This is a genomic window from Asanoa sp. NPDC050611, assembly GCF_040654855.1.
Lineage (GTDB): Bacteria > Actinomycetota > Actinomycetes > Mycobacteriales > Micromonosporaceae > Asanoa.
This window is the reverse complement of sequence record NZ_JBFAIU010000182.1, coordinates 1-15,166: the sequence shown is the minus strand read 5'-3', so window position 1 is coordinate 15,166 and position 15,166 is coordinate 1. Positions and strand designations below refer to the sequence as shown.

Here is a 15,166-nt window from a genome sequence, read left to right as displayed (position 1 = left end):
AGGTGCGGGGTGCTCTCGGCATTGTGGACTCTCCTACGCGCCGCCGACGGTGGCTGGAACCTCGGGAAAGTGGCATGCGCTGGCATGCCCGACGCTCGCGGGGGCCTTCATGGCCGCGGCCTCGGCGCGCGCCTTGTCGGTGATCTCGCGGGCCTCGAGCCGGGCCGCGGAGAGGATGCCCTCGGACTCGCGCTTGGCCTCGCCCCGGTGATCGTTGGCCTGCTCCTCGGCGAGGCGCAGGATCTGCTCGACCCGGGTGCCCAGACCCGACAGCGTCGGGCGGTTGTTCTCCTCGAGCTGCTTGTTGGTGTCGTTCAGCTTCTGCTCGAGGGCGCCGAGCCGCTGCTCGGCCTGGCGCAGGCGACGCTGCGCGTCGTTGGTCTTCTGCTCCGCGTCGGCGCGCTCCTTCTCGGCGGCGGCGAGGCGGTTCTGGAGACGAGCGAGGGTGTCGTCGACCTGCCTGCGGTCGTAGCCGCGCAGAGCGACGGTGAACTCTTCTGTCGAGTTAGCGTTCTCGAAGAAGCCAAGGGAGGACTGCTGCTGGGGCATTGGGACATCCTGGCAGACCTACCAGGGGGCAGCGCAAGGGCGGTGCGGCCGTTGTCGCCCGACAAAGCATGGTCATCTTACCAGCCTCGGCCGTCGACATAGGAAATTCCGCCGATCGTGGACAACGGCGATTCGGCTATTCCCCCCGGAACCGGTTGATCGCCTCGTCATGCCGCGCACGCAGCTCACGGTCACGGACGCCCAGCCCTTCGGCCGGTGCCAGGCAGCGTACGCCGACCTTTCCCTGATGCCGGTTGCGGTGTACGTCGAGCGTCGCCTGCCCGGTCAGCTCCAGCGGATAGACGCGCGAGAGCGTCGGATGGATTCGACCCGAAGAGATGAGTCGATTCGCTTCCCATGCCTCGCGATAGTTGGCGAAGTGGCTGCCGATGATCCGCTTAAGGTTCATCCAGAGATAGCGGTTGTCGAACTCGTGCTGGAAACCACTCGTCGAGGCGCAGGTGACGATCGTCCCGCCGCGCCGCGCGACGTAGATGCTGGCCCCGAACGTCTCCCGGCCCGGGTGCTCGAAGACGATGTCCGGGTCGCGCCCGCCGGTCAGCGAGCGGATCAGCTCACCGAACCGCCGCCACTCGCCGGCGTCCTGGTTGTGCTCGTCGCGCCAGAACGTGAAGCCCTCGGCCGCCCGGTCGATCACCAGCTCGGCGCCCATCCGCCGGCACAGCTCGGCCTTCTCCGGCGAGGAGACCACGCAGACCGGGGTCGCGCCGCCGTTGAGGGCGAACTGGGTCGCGTACCCGCCGAGCCCGCCCGAAGCACCCCAGATGAGCACCACGTCGCCCTGCTTCATCGCGGCGCCGTGGTGCGAGACGAGCTGCCGGTACGCGGTCGAGTTGACCAGCCCCGGGCAGGCCGCCTCCTCCCAGTTGAGGTGCCGTGGCTTGGGCATGAGCTGGTTGGCCTTCACCACGGCCAGCTCGGCCAGGCCGCCGAAGTTGGTCTCGAAGCCCCAGATCCGTTGCTGCGGGTCGAGCATCGTGTCGTCGTGCCCGTCGGCGTCCTCCAGCTCGACCGACAGGCAGTGCGCGACGATCTCGTCACCGGGCTTCCACTTCGACACACCCGCGCCGACGCGCAGGACCACGCCTGCGGCGTCCGAGCCGATCACCTGGTACGGCAGGTCGTGCCGCTTGGTCAGCGGCGACAGCTTGCCGTAGCGGCGCAGGAACGCGAACGTCGGCACCGGCTCGAAGATGCTGGTCCAGACGGTGTTGTAGTTGATGGCGCTGGCCATCACCGCCACCAGCGCCTCGCCGGGCGCCAGCTCCGGGACCGGCACCTCCTGCACGTGCAGCGACTTGCGGGGGTCCTTGTCGCGGGTCGCGAGCCCCTCGAACATGCCGGTCTCGTCGGCCCGCACCACGACCCCGCGATAGGTCGGCGGCACCGGAATCCTTCCCAGCGCCGAGAGGTCCGGCGCCGCGGAGCCCTCGCCCGCCATGATCGTTTCGACGATCTCCCGCACCGCAACCTCCGCAGCCCCCGACAAACCCGCTGATCCGGACGTTACGCACGCCCGCCCCCGCCCGGACCCGGTTCCCCAAACGCAACCCCTTTGCTCTGCACCCATATCCGCATCACCGCGTCCGACCTGCGATGCGTATATGGCTGCAGAGCAAAGCGGCGGGGAGCACTAGGGTCGGCGCATGCCGAAGCCGTTTCGCTTCACCGCCGCCATGCCGGGGCTCGCCAACCGGACGCCCGCACAGTGGCGCGACCAGATCCGCCGCATCGAGGAGCTCGGGTTCAGCTCGGTCGCCATTTCCGACCATTTCACCGACGGTTGGGCGATGGACCCGATCGTGGCGATGACGGTCGCCGCCGAGGCGACCAGCCGGCTGCGGGTGCTCTCACTGGTCTTCTGCAACGACTTCCGGCATCCCGTGCTGCTGCACAAGTCGATGGCCAACCTCGCGGTGTTCTCCGGCGGACGCGTCGAGATCGGCCTGGGCGCCGGCTGGAAGCAGAGCGAGCACGCGGCCGCCGGCCTGACTTTCGACCCGCCGGGCGAGCGGGTCGAGCGGCTGGGCGAGTCGCTGGACGTGATCACCGGGCTGTTCGGGCCCGAGCCGCTGACGTACGCGGGGAAGCACTACCGGATCACCGAGCTGGACGGCCTGCCGAAGCCGGCCGGGGCGCGGCCGCCGATCCTGGTGGGCGGCGGTGGCCGCAAGGTGCTGGAGCTCGCGGGGCGCGCCGCGGACATCGTGGGGATCAACCCGCGGCTGACGGCCGGCGGCGGGCTGGCGGGCGCGATGGCGGACATGACGCCCGAACGGATCGCCCAGAAAATCGCCTGGGCCAGGGCCGCCGCGCCCGACCCCGGCCGGCTCGAGTTCCAGATGACGATGCTCGACGTGCGTGTCACCGTCGACGGCGAGTCGCACGGCTCGACCTCGAGCCAGGCCGCGGCCGCCACGCCGGAGCAGCTCGCCGCGTCACCGGCGGTGCTGCACGGCAGCGTCGACGCCTGCGTCGACAAGCTGGTCGAGGTGCGCGAACGGTTCGGGATCAGCTATTTCCACCTGGGCGGCAACCTGGCCGCCGCGGCGCCGATCGTGGCAAAGCTGGCCTAAGCGGGCTCGACCAGCTCGACCAGGACACCGCCGGCGTCCTTCGGGTGCACGAAGTTGATCCGGGAGCCGGCGGTGCCGCGCCGGGGCGCGTCGTAGAGCAGCCGCATCCCGCGGGCGCGCAGCGCGGCCGCGGCCGCCTCGACGTCACGGACGGTGTAGGCCACCTGCTGCACGCCCGGGCCCGACCGGTCCAGGAACTTCGCGATCGACGACTCGGGCGTCAGTGGGGCGAGCAGTTGCACGCAGCCGCCGTCGGGCGTGGGGCCGACCCGCATCATCGCCTCGCGTACGCCCTGCTCCGGATTTTCCTCAATGTGGACGCAGGCCATGCCGAACACGCGAGAGTAGAACTCGATCGCGGCGTCAAGGTCGGCGACCGCCACGCCGACGTGGTCGATGCGGAGCAGACCCACATCCGTTGTGATTGAGTCGTCAGCGTGCTGCCCGGCGGCGTCGTGGCCCATGGCGATATTCTGGCCTAACGATCGCTAAGGTGGCCGGTCGACACCCTAGTTTGAGAGGTACCAGACATGACGAGCGTGATCGTTGGCGGTGCGCGTACGCCGATGGGCCGGCTGCTGGGCAACCTCAAGGACTTCCCGGCGACCAAACTGGGCGCCTTCGCGATCAAGGCGGCGCTGGAGCGGTCCGGCGTGGCGCCCGAGCAGGTCGACTACGTGATCATGGGCCAGGTGCTCCAGGCCGGCTCCGGGCAGATCCCGGCCCGCCAGGCGGCCGTCGAGGCCGGCATCCCGATGTCGATCCCGGCGCTGACCATCAACAAGGTCTGCCTCTCGGGTCTCGACGCGATCGCCCTCGCCGACCAGCTCATCCGGGCGGGCGAGGCCGAGATCGTGGTGGCCGGCGGCATGGAGTCGATGACCAACGCGCCGCACCTGATGCTCGGCCAGCGCGGCGGCTACAAGTACGGCGACGTCACGATCAAGGACCATATGGCCCTGGACGGCCTGACCGACGCGTACGACCAGGTCAGCATGGGCGAGTCGACGGACCGGCTGGGCGCGAAGCTCAGCATCAGCCGGGCCGAGCAGGACGAGTTCTCCGCGCGGAGCCACCAGCGGGCCGCGGCCGCCCAGAAGAACGGTTACCTCGCCGAGGAGATCGTGCCGATCGAGGTGCCGCAGCGCCGGGGCGACCCGATCGTGATCAGCGAGGACGAGGGCGTCCGCCCCGACTCGACCGCCGAGTCGCTCGGCAAGCTCAAGCCGGCGTTCATGGCCGACGGCACGATCACCGCCGGCAGCTCCTCGCCGATCTCCGACGGCGCCGCCGCGGTGGTCGTGATGAGCAAGGCGAAGGCCGAGGAGCTGGGGCTGGCCTGGCTGGCCGAGATCGGCGCGCACGGCATGGTGGCCGGGCCCGACAACTCGCTGCACGCCCAGCCGTCCAACGCGATCAAGAAGGCGCTGGCCAAGCAGGGCCTGTCCGTCGCCGACCTCGACCTGATCGAGATCAACGAGGCGTTCGCCCAGGTGGGTATCCACTCGATGCGCGAGCTGGGCGTCACCGACGCCATCGTCAACGTCAACGGCGGCGCGATCGCCCTCGGCCACCCGATCGGCATGAGCGGCGCCCGGCTGGCGCTGTCCCTCGCGCTGGAGCTCAAGCGGCGCGGCGGCGGCACCGGTGCGGCAGCGCTGTGCGGCGGCGGCGGCCAGGGCGACGCCCTGATCATCACCGTTCCGGCATGAGGGAGCTTGCGACCGAATCATTCGACCCAGTGATTTGGGGCGAATGCCCTACCGCGCGGAGCGCGGTCGGGTCATGAGCCTGCGCCGCAGTCGCGATGTTCCCGAGCTGGTCGAGCAGGCGCGGGCGGGCGACCACCGCGCGGTCGCCCGGCTGATCACCCTGGTCGAGAACGGCGACGAGCTGCTGCCCGAGATCGCGGCCGCGCTCGCGCCGCACACCGGCCACGCGCAGGTGATCGGGCTGACCGGCTCGCCCGGCGTCGGCAAGTCGACCACCACCAACGAGCTGGTCCGCGAGCTGCGCAAGCAGGGCCACCGGGTGGGTGTGCTGGCGGTCGACCCGTCGAGCCCGTTCACCGGCGGTGCGATCCTCGGCGACCGGGTGCGGATGCAGGACCACGCGACCGACCCCGGCGTCTACATCCGGTCGATGTCGTCGCGCGGGCACCTCGGCGGCCTCGGCGCGGCCACACCGCAGGCCGTGCGGGTGCTGGAGGGCGCCGGCTGCGACGTCGTGCTCGTCGAGACCGTCGGCGTCGGCCAAGCCGAGGTCGAGGTGGCCTCGCTGGCCGACACCACGCTCGTGCTGCTCGCGCCCGGCATGGGTGACGCGATCCAGGCGGTCAAGGCCGGCATCCTGGAGATCGCGGACGTGTTCGTGGTCAACAAGGCGGACCGGGACGGTGCGGACAACACGTACCGCGACATCCAGGGCATGATCGCGCTCGGCGAGCGCGGCCCGGGGGAGTGGCGGCCGCAGGTCGTGCGCGCGGTGGCGAGCCGGGCCGAGGGCATCGACGACATCGCCGCGGCGATCGACAAGCACCGCGCCTGGCTGGTCGAGCACGGCGAGCTGCGTGGCCGGCGGGAGAAGCGGGCCGCCGCCGAGGTCGAGGCGATCACGCTGGGCCGGCTGCGGGCCCGGATGGCCTCGGTCCGCGACGGCTCGATGCTGCGGGAGCTCGCGACCGCCGTGGCCGCCGGTGAGCTCTCGCCGTACGCTGCCGCCGACCGACTGCTCGCGAGCCTCGAGACAGAAACGTAACGCAACCTTCGGGGGAGCGTCGGGCGTTACGTTCCCCGGAGGTGAGCCAGTGTCAGGTCTGATCGTGACGCTGCGCGGCATCCGATCACGCTTCGGCCGGTCGACACTCGTCGTCCTGCTGTCGACGGTCGCGATCGCGGCCGCCGTGCTCGTGCCGCTGTATTCGAGGGCCGCCGCGCAGTCGGTGCTGACCGACACGGTCGCCGACCCGCCGCCGATCGTGGCGGGGTTGACCGCGCGCAGCACCGCGCTGCAGGGCATGTCCGCCGCGATCGACCAACGGCTCAAGAGCGCCCCGGCGGTGGCCGCCGTCCTCGGTCCACCCCAGGAGACCATCGCCAACAGCGTCGACCCCCACAGCAAGCTGAAGAGCCGGGGCCGGCTGGTCTACCGGCCGGGCTCCTGCGAGCACCTCACGATCGTCGCGGGGCGGTGCCCGGGCGACCGCGAGCTGATGGTCAGCGACCGGACGGTCGAGCGGGTCAAGATCCAGATGGGCGACGTGCTGGAGCTGGAGTCCACCGGCGGCAGCTCGCGCAGCACGCTCGGCGCGCCTCCGCCGAAGAACCCCGGCTATCCGGTGGTGGGCGTCTACCGGATCGGCGACCCGACCGACCCGTACTGGGAGACCACGGGCTTCTTCGGCGGCTCGCCGCTCAACGAGCTGGACGACGGCACCAAGATCGTCGACGAGCTGTTCACCGGCAGCGAGGCCACCGTGCTCAGCGTTCCCCTCGGTCGCTCGGTGGCCTCCATCGACTACCCGCTCGCGGCGGAGCAGGTCCGGCTGGCCAACGTGCCGGAGCTGGTCCGCGAGCTGGAGACCTTGAGCTCCGACACCTCGATCGAGGGGGTGGCGCTGAACATCGGCCTGCTGGAGAGCCTGCGGCTGGCCGAGCGGCAGCGTTCGGCGATCAGCGCCGCGGTGCCGACGGTCGCCCTGCCGCTGGTCGTCCTCTGCTGGTTCGTGCTGTTCCTGGTGGTCGCCGCCGTCACCGACGACCGGCGGGCGGAGATCGCGGTCGGCAAGCTGCGGGGGCTCAGCCTCGGCGGGATCACCCGGTTCGCGGTGGGTGAGCCACTGCTGCTGATCGCCCTGGCGGCGCCGCTCGGGCTGCTGCTCGGCATCGGGCTGACCAACCTCGCGGCCGGCGCGTTCCTGGCGCCCGGCGTCGACGTCCAGGTCGGCTGGCCGGCGTTGCTCGTCGGCCTCGGCGCCCTGTTCGGCGCCGTGGTCGCCGCCGTCCTCGGCGCGCGGGAGACCGTGCGGGCCAGCATCGGTGCGCTGCTGCGCCGGGTGCCGCACCGGGCCCGGCGGCGGGCGCTGGTGGTCGAGGGGATCGTCGCGGCGCTCGCGCTGGCCGCGCTCTACCAGCTGCTGGTCGGCAGCGACGAACAGAGCGCGACGCTGGGTTACGCGGCGCCGGCCCTGATCGCGCTGCTCGCCGGCCTGCTCACCGCGCGGCTGCTCGGCCTGGTCGCGCGCCGGCGGCTGCCCCGGGCCATCCGCCGGGGCAAGCTGCCCGCGCTGCTGGCCGCGGCCCAGGTCGGCCGCCGGCCGGAGAGCGCCCGGCTGGTCGCCGTGCTGACCGTGGCGCTGGCGCTGCTGACCTTCTCGGCGACCATCTGGGACGTGTCGTCGGTGAACCGGCTGCGCACCGCCAACGCCGACATCGGCGCCGACCGGGTCTACGTCGTCACCGCCAACGATCCCGGCGCGGTGCGCGCCGCGGTCGACCGCATCGACCCGACCGGCCGGGCCGCGATGGCGGTGGTCCGGGTCAAGCAGAGCTATGCCGGCGACTACGTCGACCTGATCGGGGTGGACGCGGACCGGATGCTCGCGGTCAGCCGCTGGCCCGACAAGACGCCCGAGCAGGTCGCCGCGGTGGCCGCGAGCCTCAACGACGCCAGCGCGCCGACCGTCCGGCTGAAGACGGGTCGGGTGGTGGTGCGGGCGACCGTCCGCGCGCTCGCGCAGCAGCATCCGATGAGCCTCGGCATGGTGGTCAGCGACCCCGGCGGCGCGCCGCGCTCGATCCAGCTCGGCCGGCTCAGGACCGGAGCGGCCACGTACGCGGGCGACCTGACCTGTGCAGCCGACTGCCGGCTGCTCGGCATGCAGGTGCGCCGTTACCCGGGCGACAACGCCCCGGGCTCGGCGACCGTCACCATCGAGAGCCTCGAGCTCGCCGGCGCGCCGGTCGACGCGGCGCTGAGCGTGTCCGGCGCCTGGCGGCCGACCGACCCCCAGCCGGAGGGCCAGACGATGGCGGTCAGCACCGACGACGCCGGGCTCACCCTCGACGTGACCAGCGAGACCAGCGCCGACGTCGTGGCACAGTACGGCGACGTGGCCGCGGCGGCGCCCGTCGTCCTGGCCGGCCCGGCACCGGCCGACGACCCCGACGCGGACAGCTTCTCCTTCCCGCTGCTCGGCCGGGCGCCGGACCCAGTGCAGGTGGCCGACCGCGTCAAGCTCGTGCCGCGCGGCGGCGGGCACGCGCTGCTCTTCGACGGCCCGTCCCTGGTCGAGCGGGCCGAGCGCTCGGCCGGGCTCAACACCGACCAGATGAGCTACGAGGTCTGGGCGACCGACGCGGCACCGGCCGACCTGGGCGCGAAGCTGGCCGCCGAGGGCATCCCGGTCCTGTACACCGAGCGCTGGTCGGACCGGATGACCCAGCTCAGCCGGGCCGCGCCGGCGCTCGCGCTGCGGCTCTACCTGTTCGCCGGCCTCGTCGCGCTGCTGCTGGCGCTCGGCGCGCTCGTGCTCGACGCGGGCGTCACCGCACCGTGGCGGCGCCAGCAGGTGCGCGGGTTGCGGCTGACCGGCGTGCCGGCCCGGGCCCTGCGCGGCATGGCCAACCGGGAGAACCTGATGGTGCTCGGCTATCCGGTGGTCGCCGGGGTCGTCGCCGGCGTCGGCGGGGCCGCGCTGGTGCTGCCCGCGATCGCGCTCGTGTCGATCGACGGCGGCGACCAGGCCTATCGGCTGGGCGGCTGGTGGCTGCCCGGCTCGCTGTTGTTCCTGCTGGTCGCGCTCGTGGCCGCGGGTCTGGTGCTGCGTCGGGTGCGGGGAGGTGCCCGATGAGCTCTCGGGTCGACACGTTGGACGCCGAGGTGGGCTTCGTGCCGCTGGGCGTCACCTGCCGGGGTGTGGTCTACATCTACCGGCTCGAGGGTTACGACGTCGTAGCGCTGGCCGGCGTCGACCTCGACATCGCGCCCGGCGAGGCGGTGGCCCTGGTCGGCCCGTCCGGCGCCGGCAAGTCCACGCTGCTGTCGCTGATGTCCGGTGTGCTGCGGCCCTCGGCCGGGCGGCTCCACGTCGGCGAGCTCGACCTGGTCCGGGCCGGGGCGGCCGAGGTGCAGCGGCTGCGGGCGATCGACGTGGGCGTCTCGTTGCAGGGCAGCGCCCGCAACCTGCTGCCGTACCTGACCTGCGAGCAGAACGTGCGGTTCGCCCAGCGCGCCGCCCGCGGCCACGGCCGGCGCCCGCCGGACCCGGCGGTGATCCTCGACGACGTGGGCCTGCTCGGTCACCGGCGCGCGGTGCCGGGCGAGCTCGCGCCCGGTGAGCGCCAGCGGCTGGCGTTCGCGGTGGCCCTCGCGGCCCGGCCGGGCCTGCTGCTGCTCGACGAGCCGACCAACCAGCTCGACGAGCACTCCCGCGACGAGGTGCTCGAGGTGCTGCACCGGGTGCACACGGCCGGCACCACGGTCGTGGTCGTCACCCACGACATGGAGGTCGGCGCGGCGCTCGGGCGCACGGTGACCATCCGCGACGGGCGCGTCGGCGCCGAGGGCCGGCGCGGAGAGGACTACTCCGTGGTGGGGCGCGACGGTAGCGTGCACCTTCCGGCGGAACTGCTCGAGCGGCTGCCGCCGGGCACACTTGTCACGATCACGTCCGATGCGGACGGCACGATCCGGCTCGTACCGGCGCTTGAAGGGGGAACCGATCGATGAGCAGGACCATCGTCGTCGACGAGGTGACGGTCGCGTACGGGGCGGGCGAGCCCGTGCTCACCGGGGTATCCGCCCTCGTGACGCCGGGCCAGGTGCTCGCGGTGACCGGCCCGTCCGGTGCCGGCAAGACGACCCTGCTGTGGACCATGGCCGGGCTGCTGCGCCCGTCGGCCGGCAGTGTGACCGTCGACGGCGAGCAGGTCCGCGACCGCGACTTCGCCGTCGCGCAGCAGATCGTGCTCGTGCCGCAGGACAACGGCCTGGCCGCGATCCTGACCGCCGCCGAGAACGTGCAGGTCGCGCTCATCGCCGGTGGGGTCACCCCGCCGGAGGCGCGGCGGCGCACCGCCGAGGCGCTGGAGCGGCTCGGGCTGACCGGGCAGGCCGACCAGCTCGTCGAGGAGCTCTCCGGCGGCCAGCAGCAGCGCACCGCGATCGCCCGGGGGCTGGCCCTGCACGGCGACGTGCTGCTGGCCGACGAGGTGACCAGCGAGCTCGACGCGGCCAACCGGCAGAAGGTCATCGACCTGCTCCGCGAGGAGGCGTTCCGGGGCGCGGCGGTCGTGTTCGCGACCCACGACCCGGAGGCGGCCGCCGCCTGCGACGCCGAGCTGCACCTCGTGGACGGGCGCGCCGAAGTTGTCCGCGGTCCGTCACCTGTCAGCCACTGACACGGGTGGCCGGCCGGGTTTACTGTGCCGGCCATGACTGACACGAGCACTCCGCCCGACGTGGCGGCCCAGGTCCAGCTTCCCGCGCAGCGGCCCGAGAGCGATGGCGACGCCGGCGACAAGATCGGTGACGTCGTCGAGCGCGCGACGGCCGTGTCCGGGCGGGTCGCCTCCGCGGTGGTCGAGCGGCTCCGCAACGAGGGCTCGCTGACGTCCGAGCGCGGCTCGACCACGATCGGCGACGAGGTCGTCGAGAAGATCGCCGGGATCGCGGCCCGTGGCGTGCCAGGTGTGCACGACCTCGGCGGCGACGTGGCCCGGGTGTTCGCGGGGCTCAAGGAGCGGGTCGGGCTCGGCGACGCCGACGCCGACACCGACCGCGGCGTGTCGGTCCGGCTCGACGGCGAGCAGGCCAAGGTCGAGATCACCCTCGTCATCGAGTACGGGCAGGTCGTACGCACCGTGACCGACGCCGTGCGGGCCGAGGTGATCTCCGCGGTGGAGAAGATGCTCAGTCTCCAGGTCACCGAGGTGAACATCCGCGTGGACGACGTACACGTGGGATGACCGGAAGGCGTCTTGACGCGGCAGCGTCGAGACGGCTGAGGACCTCAAACAGCGCGGGGCTTAGCGATCGTTCAGGCGACCCTCTAGACTGGCCGGGTGGATGCTGAGGAGATCGCTGCCGGGAGAGCGCGCTGGCAGGCACGCTATGACGCCGCACGCAAGCGCGACGCCGACTTCACCACGCTCTCCGGCATGCCGGTCGAGCCTGTCTACGGCCCACCGCCCGGCACGGACGTGCCGGGCTTCGACCGCATCGGCTGGCCGGGCGAGTTCCCGTTCACCCGGGGCCTCTACCCGACGGGCTACCGGGGGCGCACCTGGACCATCCGGCAGTTCGCCGGGTTCGGCAACGCCAAGCAGACCAACGAGCGCTACAAGCTGATCCTCGGCGCCGGCGGCGGCGGGCTGTCGGTGGCGTTCGACATGCCCACGCTGATGGGCCGCGACTCCGACGAGGAGCAGTCGCTCGGCGAGGTCGGCCACTGCGGCGTCGCGATCGACTCGGCCGCCGACATGGACGTGCTGTTCGACGGCATCGACCTCGGCGCGGTCACCACCTCGATGACCATCTCCGGGCCCGCGGTGCCGGTCTTCTGCATGTACCTGGTCGCCGCCGAGCGCCAGGGCGCCCAGCTGTCCACCTTGGACGGCACGCTGCAGACCGACATCTTCAAGGAGTACATCGCGCAGAAGGAGTGGCTCTTCGACCCGCAGCCGCACCTGCGGCTCATCGGCGACCTGATGGAGTTCTGCGCCCGCGAGATCCCGCGCTACAAGCCGCTGTCGGTCTCCGGCTACCACATCCGCGAAGCCGGCTCGACCGCCGCGCAGGAGCTGGCCTACACGCTCGCCGACGGCTTCGGCTATGTCGAGCTCGGGCTCTCCCGCGGGCTCGACGTCAACACGTTCGCGCCCGGCCTGTCGTTCTTCTTCGACTCGCACGTCGACTTCTTCGAGGAGATCGCCAAGTTCCGCGCCGCCCGCCGGATCTGGGCGCGCTGGCTGCGCGACGTCTACGGCGCGACCGACGAGCGGGCGCTCTGGCTGCGCTTCCACACCCAGACCGCCGGTGTCTCGCTGACCGCGCAGCAGCCGGTCAACAACGTCGTGCGGACCGCGGTCGAGGCCCTCGCCGCCGTGCTCGGCGGCACCAACTCGCTGCACACCAACGCGCTCGACGAGACCCTGGCGCTGCCGACCGACGAGTCGGCCGAGATCGCCCTGCGCACGCAGCAGGTGCTGATGGAGGAGACCGGCGTGACCAACGTGGCCGACCCGCTGGGCGGCTCGTGGTACGTCGAGGCGCTCACCGACGCCATCGAGGCCGAGGCGGAGCAGATCTTCGAGCGGATCCGCGAGCTCGGCTCCGACGGCACGATCACCGCCGGCATCCTGCGCGGCATCGAGGACGGCTGGTTCACCGCGGCGATCGCCGACTCCGCCTTCACCTACCAGCGCGCGCTGGAGAAGGGCGAGAAGAAGATCGTCGGCGTCAACGTCCACACCGGCACGGTGGCCAAGGAGCTGGAGATCCTGCGCATCTCGCACGAGGTCGAGATCGAGCAGAAGGCGCTGCTCGGCCGTCGTCGCGCCGCCCGCGACCAGGCCGCCGTCGACGCGGCCCTCAAGCGGATGATCGAGGTGGCGCGGACCAGCGAGAACATGATCCCGGCGATGCTCGACGCGGTGCGCGCCGAGGCCACACTCGGCGAGATCTGCGGCGTCCTCAAGGACGAGTGGGGCGTTTACCGGGAGCCCGCGCGATTCTGAGGCTGGCTCAGATAACCTGATGATCACGGGGCTGCGTTATCGCCGAGGAGGTGGTAGGCAGTACTCGTGTCGGGTCTCGCAGTCGCTTGCCGCCGGGTGGTGCACATCTACCGTGCCGAGGCGGGCGACGTCGTCGCCTTGTCCGGTGTCGACCTGTCGATCGGCCCGGGCGAGATGCTCGCGCTCGTCGGCCCGTCCGGCTCGGGCAAGTCGACGCTGGTCGCGCTGCTCGCCGGGCTGATGCGCCCGTCCGCGGGCCGGGTCAACGTCGGCACGTACGACCTCGGCAAGCTCAGCGACGCCGAGATCTCCCGGCTGCGCGGCACCCAGATCGGCGTCGTGCTCCAGGGCGCCGCCCGCAACCTTCTGCCCTACGCGTCGCTGGAGCGCAACGTCTGGCTCGCCCAGCGCCGCGCCGCCCGCACCGAGGGCATCGAGCTCGAAGACCCGGAGCGCATCCTCGACCTGGTCGGCCTGCGCGGCAAGGGCGCGGCGCGGCTGACGGACCTGGCGCCCGGCGCCCGCCAGCGGGCCGCGCTCGCGGTCGGCATCGCCGCCTCGCCCGGCCTGCTGCTCGTCGACGAGCCGACCAGCCAGCTCGACTCGCACGGCCGCGACGAGGTGCTCGACGCGCTCGAGACCGTCAACGCCGAGCGGGGCACGACCGTCGTCGTGGTGACGCACGACGCCGAGGTGGGTGCCCGGCTCGGGCGGGCCGTCACCATCCGCGACGGGCGGGTCGGCGCCGAAGGCCGCGGCGGCCAGGACTTCGCGGTGGTCGCCGGCGACGGCACGGTCCAGCTGCCGCCCGACGTGCTCGGTCATTTCCCGCCCGGCACCCTGTTCACCGTCGACCAGATCGACGGCAGCGTCACGCTCGTCCCGGGCGGAGCCGCGCAGCTTCCGGAAACGCACACCGGCGACGCTGCCTAGATGGCCGGAGTCGTTCGGGGTGCGCTGCGGTCCCGCCGCGCACAGGCCGCCACGGTGCTCGTCCTCACCGGCCTCGCCGTCGCCGTCGCAGCCGCCGCGCCCTGGTACGCACGGGCCGCCGAACGCTCGGTGGCCGTGGCCGACGTCGACGGTGCCCGGTCCAGCGAGCTGGTCGTGCGGGTCGCCGGCCGGGTCGAGGGTCCGATCGCGCCCGGCGGGCGCGTACGCCCGGGTGACGACGTCGTCTCCGAGGTCGACGAGCAGGCCGGCGACGTGGTCGAGGTGCCGGGCGCTGACACCACGGTCTCGTTGCGCGAGTCCGGCACGATCGCGTCCGAGCTGGCCCGGATCAACCTGCGGCTGGTCTACCGCGACGGGATGTGCGAGCACCTCGACGTCGAGGGCAGCTGTCCGCGGGCCGCGGGCGAGGTGCTGCTCAGCCGGCGCACCGCACAGGCGCTGCAGGTCGGCGCCGGCGACAAAGTGGAGTTCGTCCTCTCGTCGCAGCCGCCGATCGAGTTCACCGTCGCCGGCACCTACCAGCTCGGCGACCCGCTCGGCACGTACTGGGCGCTGACCGACTTCGGTGGCTCGGCGGCGCTCGACCCGGGCACGGACGGCCCGGGCGACCCGGCGTTCGTCGCGTCCGACACGATCGCCGCGCGTCGGGGGCACGCTCTCCCTGGCGTCGGCCTTCTTCCCCCAGCCGGCGGTGGGCAACTCGGCGATCCACGGCCTGCTCGCCGGGGCGGGGTTCGTGGCCCTGGCCATCTGGCCGGCGTTCGCGTTCCGCACCGAGCCCGAGACCCCCTGGTCCCTGCGCCCGACGGCGTCACTGGCCGCGACGGGCGTCATGGTCGTTCTGCTGTTCTGGTTCGCGACGGAACTCTTCAACCGCGGCGACCAGATAGGCCTGACCGAACGCTTCCTGGCGGCGGCCGAGTCCCTCTGGCCCGTCATCGTGGTGATCAACGCCCGCCAGCTCAGACCGGCCTTCGCCGAGATCGCCACCGACAAGCCCGGCTAGCCGACGTCGTCCGGGTCCCAGGCGATGAGCCGGTCGACGGGCCGCCGGTCGCCGTCGAGCCGCATCGACTCCGGCGGCGTGCGGCCGTAGAAGAAGAGAACAAGCTCGCCGGCGGTGCCGGTGACGGCGACGTCGGCCGGGCCACCGGCGGTCGCAGACCCGACCTGGGCGCCGTCGGCAGGCAGGGCGTCGAACCCGGCGCCGTCGGCGGGCACAGCGTCGAACCCGGCGCCGTCGGCGGGCACAGCGTCGAACCCAGCGCCGTCGGCGGGCACAGCGTCGAACCCAGCGCCGTCGGCGGGCACAGCGTCGAACCCAGCGCC

The 15,166-nt window shown here is 72.5% G+C and carries 12 protein-coding genes and 2 pseudogenes; 10 read left to right on the top strand and 4 right to left on the bottom strand.

The window, feature by feature from the left end; all coding sequences use genetic code 11:
* Nucleotides 1-102: 102 nt before the first annotated feature.
* Both AB0H87_RS25345 and ccrA read right to left on the bottom strand, forming a co-directional pair.
* Nucleotides 103-549, bottom strand: a pseudogene (locus tag AB0H87_RS25345) (cell division protein DivIVA); the annotation flags it as partial.
* Between the two features lie 136 nt (nt 550-685).
* The gene (gene ccrA, locus AB0H87_RS25340; RefSeq protein WP_360150368.1) at nt 686-2,035 is read right to left on the bottom strand and encodes a crotonyl-CoA carboxylase/reductase; all 1,350 of its coding nucleotides are present in this window, start codon (nt 2,033-2,035) and stop codon (nt 686-688) included.
* A gap of 181 nt (nt 2,036-2,216) precedes the next feature.
* On the opposite strand from ccrA, the gene AB0H87_RS25335 reads away from it, so the two are divergent.
* Nucleotides 2,217-3,146, top strand: coding sequence for a TIGR03621 family F420-dependent LLM class oxidoreductase (locus AB0H87_RS25335; protein ID WP_360150366.1), 930 nt, complete (start codon nt 2,217-2,219; stop codon nt 3,144-3,146).
* On the opposite strand, the gene mce is transcribed toward AB0H87_RS25335, so the two are convergent.
* The gene (gene mce / locus AB0H87_RS25330) at nt 3,143-3,610 is read right to left on the bottom strand and encodes a methylmalonyl-CoA epimerase (protein WP_360150363.1); all 468 of its coding nucleotides are present in this window, start codon (nt 3,608-3,610) and stop codon (nt 3,143-3,145) included. The genes AB0H87_RS25335 and mce overlap by 4 nt on opposite strands.
* Before the next feature lie 66 nt (nt 3,611-3,676).
* Between mce and AB0H87_RS25325 the strand changes: the two genes are divergently transcribed.
* From AB0H87_RS25325 to AB0H87_RS25285, 9 genes are all read left to right on the top strand, one after another.
* On the top strand, nt 3,677-4,858 hold the full coding sequence (locus tag AB0H87_RS25325; RefSeq protein ID WP_360150360.1) for an acetyl-CoA C-acetyltransferase: 1,182 nt from the start codon (nt 3,677-3,679) through the stop codon (nt 4,856-4,858).
* A gap of 73 nt (nt 4,859-4,931) precedes the next feature.
* On the top strand, nt 4,932-5,903 hold the full coding sequence (meaB, locus tag AB0H87_RS25320) for a methylmalonyl Co-A mutase-associated GTPase MeaB (protein ID WP_360150357.1): 972 nt from the start codon (nt 4,932-4,934) through the stop codon (nt 5,901-5,903).
* Nucleotides 5,904-5,952: 49 nt separating this feature from the next.
* On the top strand, nt 5,953-8,997 hold the full coding sequence (locus AB0H87_RS25315; RefSeq protein WP_360150354.1) for an FtsX-like permease family protein: 3,045 nt from the start codon (nt 5,953-5,955) through the stop codon (nt 8,995-8,997).
* Nucleotides 8,994-9,875, top strand: coding sequence for an ATP-binding cassette domain-containing protein (locus tag AB0H87_RS25310; protein ID WP_360150351.1), 882 nt, complete (start codon nt 8,994-8,996; stop codon nt 9,873-9,875). Before AB0H87_RS25315 ends, AB0H87_RS25310 begins: the two co-directional genes overlap by 4 nt.
* Nucleotides 9,872-10,546: an ATP-binding cassette domain-containing protein gene (locus tag AB0H87_RS25305; RefSeq protein ID WP_360150348.1), complete on the top strand. Its 675-nt coding sequence runs from the start codon at nt 9,872-9,874 to the stop codon at nt 10,544-10,546. The genes AB0H87_RS25310 and AB0H87_RS25305 overlap by 4 nt, the downstream gene beginning before the upstream one ends.
* Nucleotides 10,547-10,579: 33 nt before the next feature.
* A complete protein-coding gene (locus AB0H87_RS25300) occupies nt 10,580-11,113 on the top strand; it encodes an Asp23/Gls24 family envelope stress response protein (RefSeq protein ID WP_360150345.1) in 534 nt (177 codons plus the stop codon).
* Between the two features lie 96 nt (nt 11,114-11,209).
* Nucleotides 11,210-12,883: a methylmalonyl-CoA mutase family protein gene (locus tag AB0H87_RS25295; protein ID WP_360150342.1), complete on the top strand. Its 1,674-nt coding sequence runs from the start codon at nt 11,210-11,212 to the stop codon at nt 12,881-12,883.
* Between the two features lie 66 nt (nt 12,884-12,949).
* A complete protein-coding gene (locus AB0H87_RS25290) occupies nt 12,950-13,816 on the top strand; it encodes an ATP-binding cassette domain-containing protein (RefSeq protein ID WP_360150339.1) in 867 nt (288 codons plus the stop codon).
* Between the two features lie 586 nt (nt 13,817-14,402).
* Nucleotides 14,403-14,843 carry a DUF998 domain-containing protein gene (locus AB0H87_RS25285; RefSeq protein WP_360150336.1) on the top strand — a complete coding sequence of 147 codons (441 nt, stop codon included), beginning with the start codon at nt 14,403-14,405 and terminating at the stop codon, nt 14,841-14,843.
* Here AB0H87_RS25285 and AB0H87_RS25280 read toward each other — a convergent pair.
* A pseudogene (locus AB0H87_RS25280) lies at nt 14,840-15,166 on the bottom strand (hypothetical protein); the annotation flags it as partial. The gene AB0H87_RS25285 and the pseudogene AB0H87_RS25280 overlap by 4 nt on opposite strands.

Excerpts from the sequence above, each read along its gene's own strand:
- mce (WP_360150363.1), bottom strand. The coding sequence starts at position 3,610 with ATGGGCCACGACGCCGCCGGGCAGCACGCTGACGACTCAATCACAACG.
- AB0H87_RS25335 (WP_360150366.1), top strand. The coding sequence starts at position 2,217 with ATGCCGAAGCCGTTTCGCTTCACCGCCGCCATGCCGGGGCTCGCCAAC.
- meaB (WP_360150357.1), top strand. The coding sequence starts at position 4,932 with ATGAGCCTGCGCCGCAGTCGCGATGTTCCCGAGCTGGTCGAGCAGGCG.
- AB0H87_RS25305 (WP_360150348.1), top strand. The coding sequence starts at position 9,872 with ATGAGCAGGACCATCGTCGTCGACGAGGTGACGGTCGCGTACGGGGCG.
- AB0H87_RS25300 (WP_360150345.1), top strand. The coding sequence starts at position 10,580 with ATGACTGACACGAGCACTCCGCCCGACGTGGCGGCCCAGGTCCAGCTT.
- AB0H87_RS25310 (WP_360150351.1), top strand. The coding sequence starts at position 8,994 with ATGAGCTCTCGGGTCGACACGTTGGACGCCGAGGTGGGCTTCGTGCCG.
- AB0H87_RS25325 (WP_360150360.1), top strand. The coding sequence starts at position 3,677 with ATGACGAGCGTGATCGTTGGCGGTGCGCGTACGCCGATGGGCCGGCTG.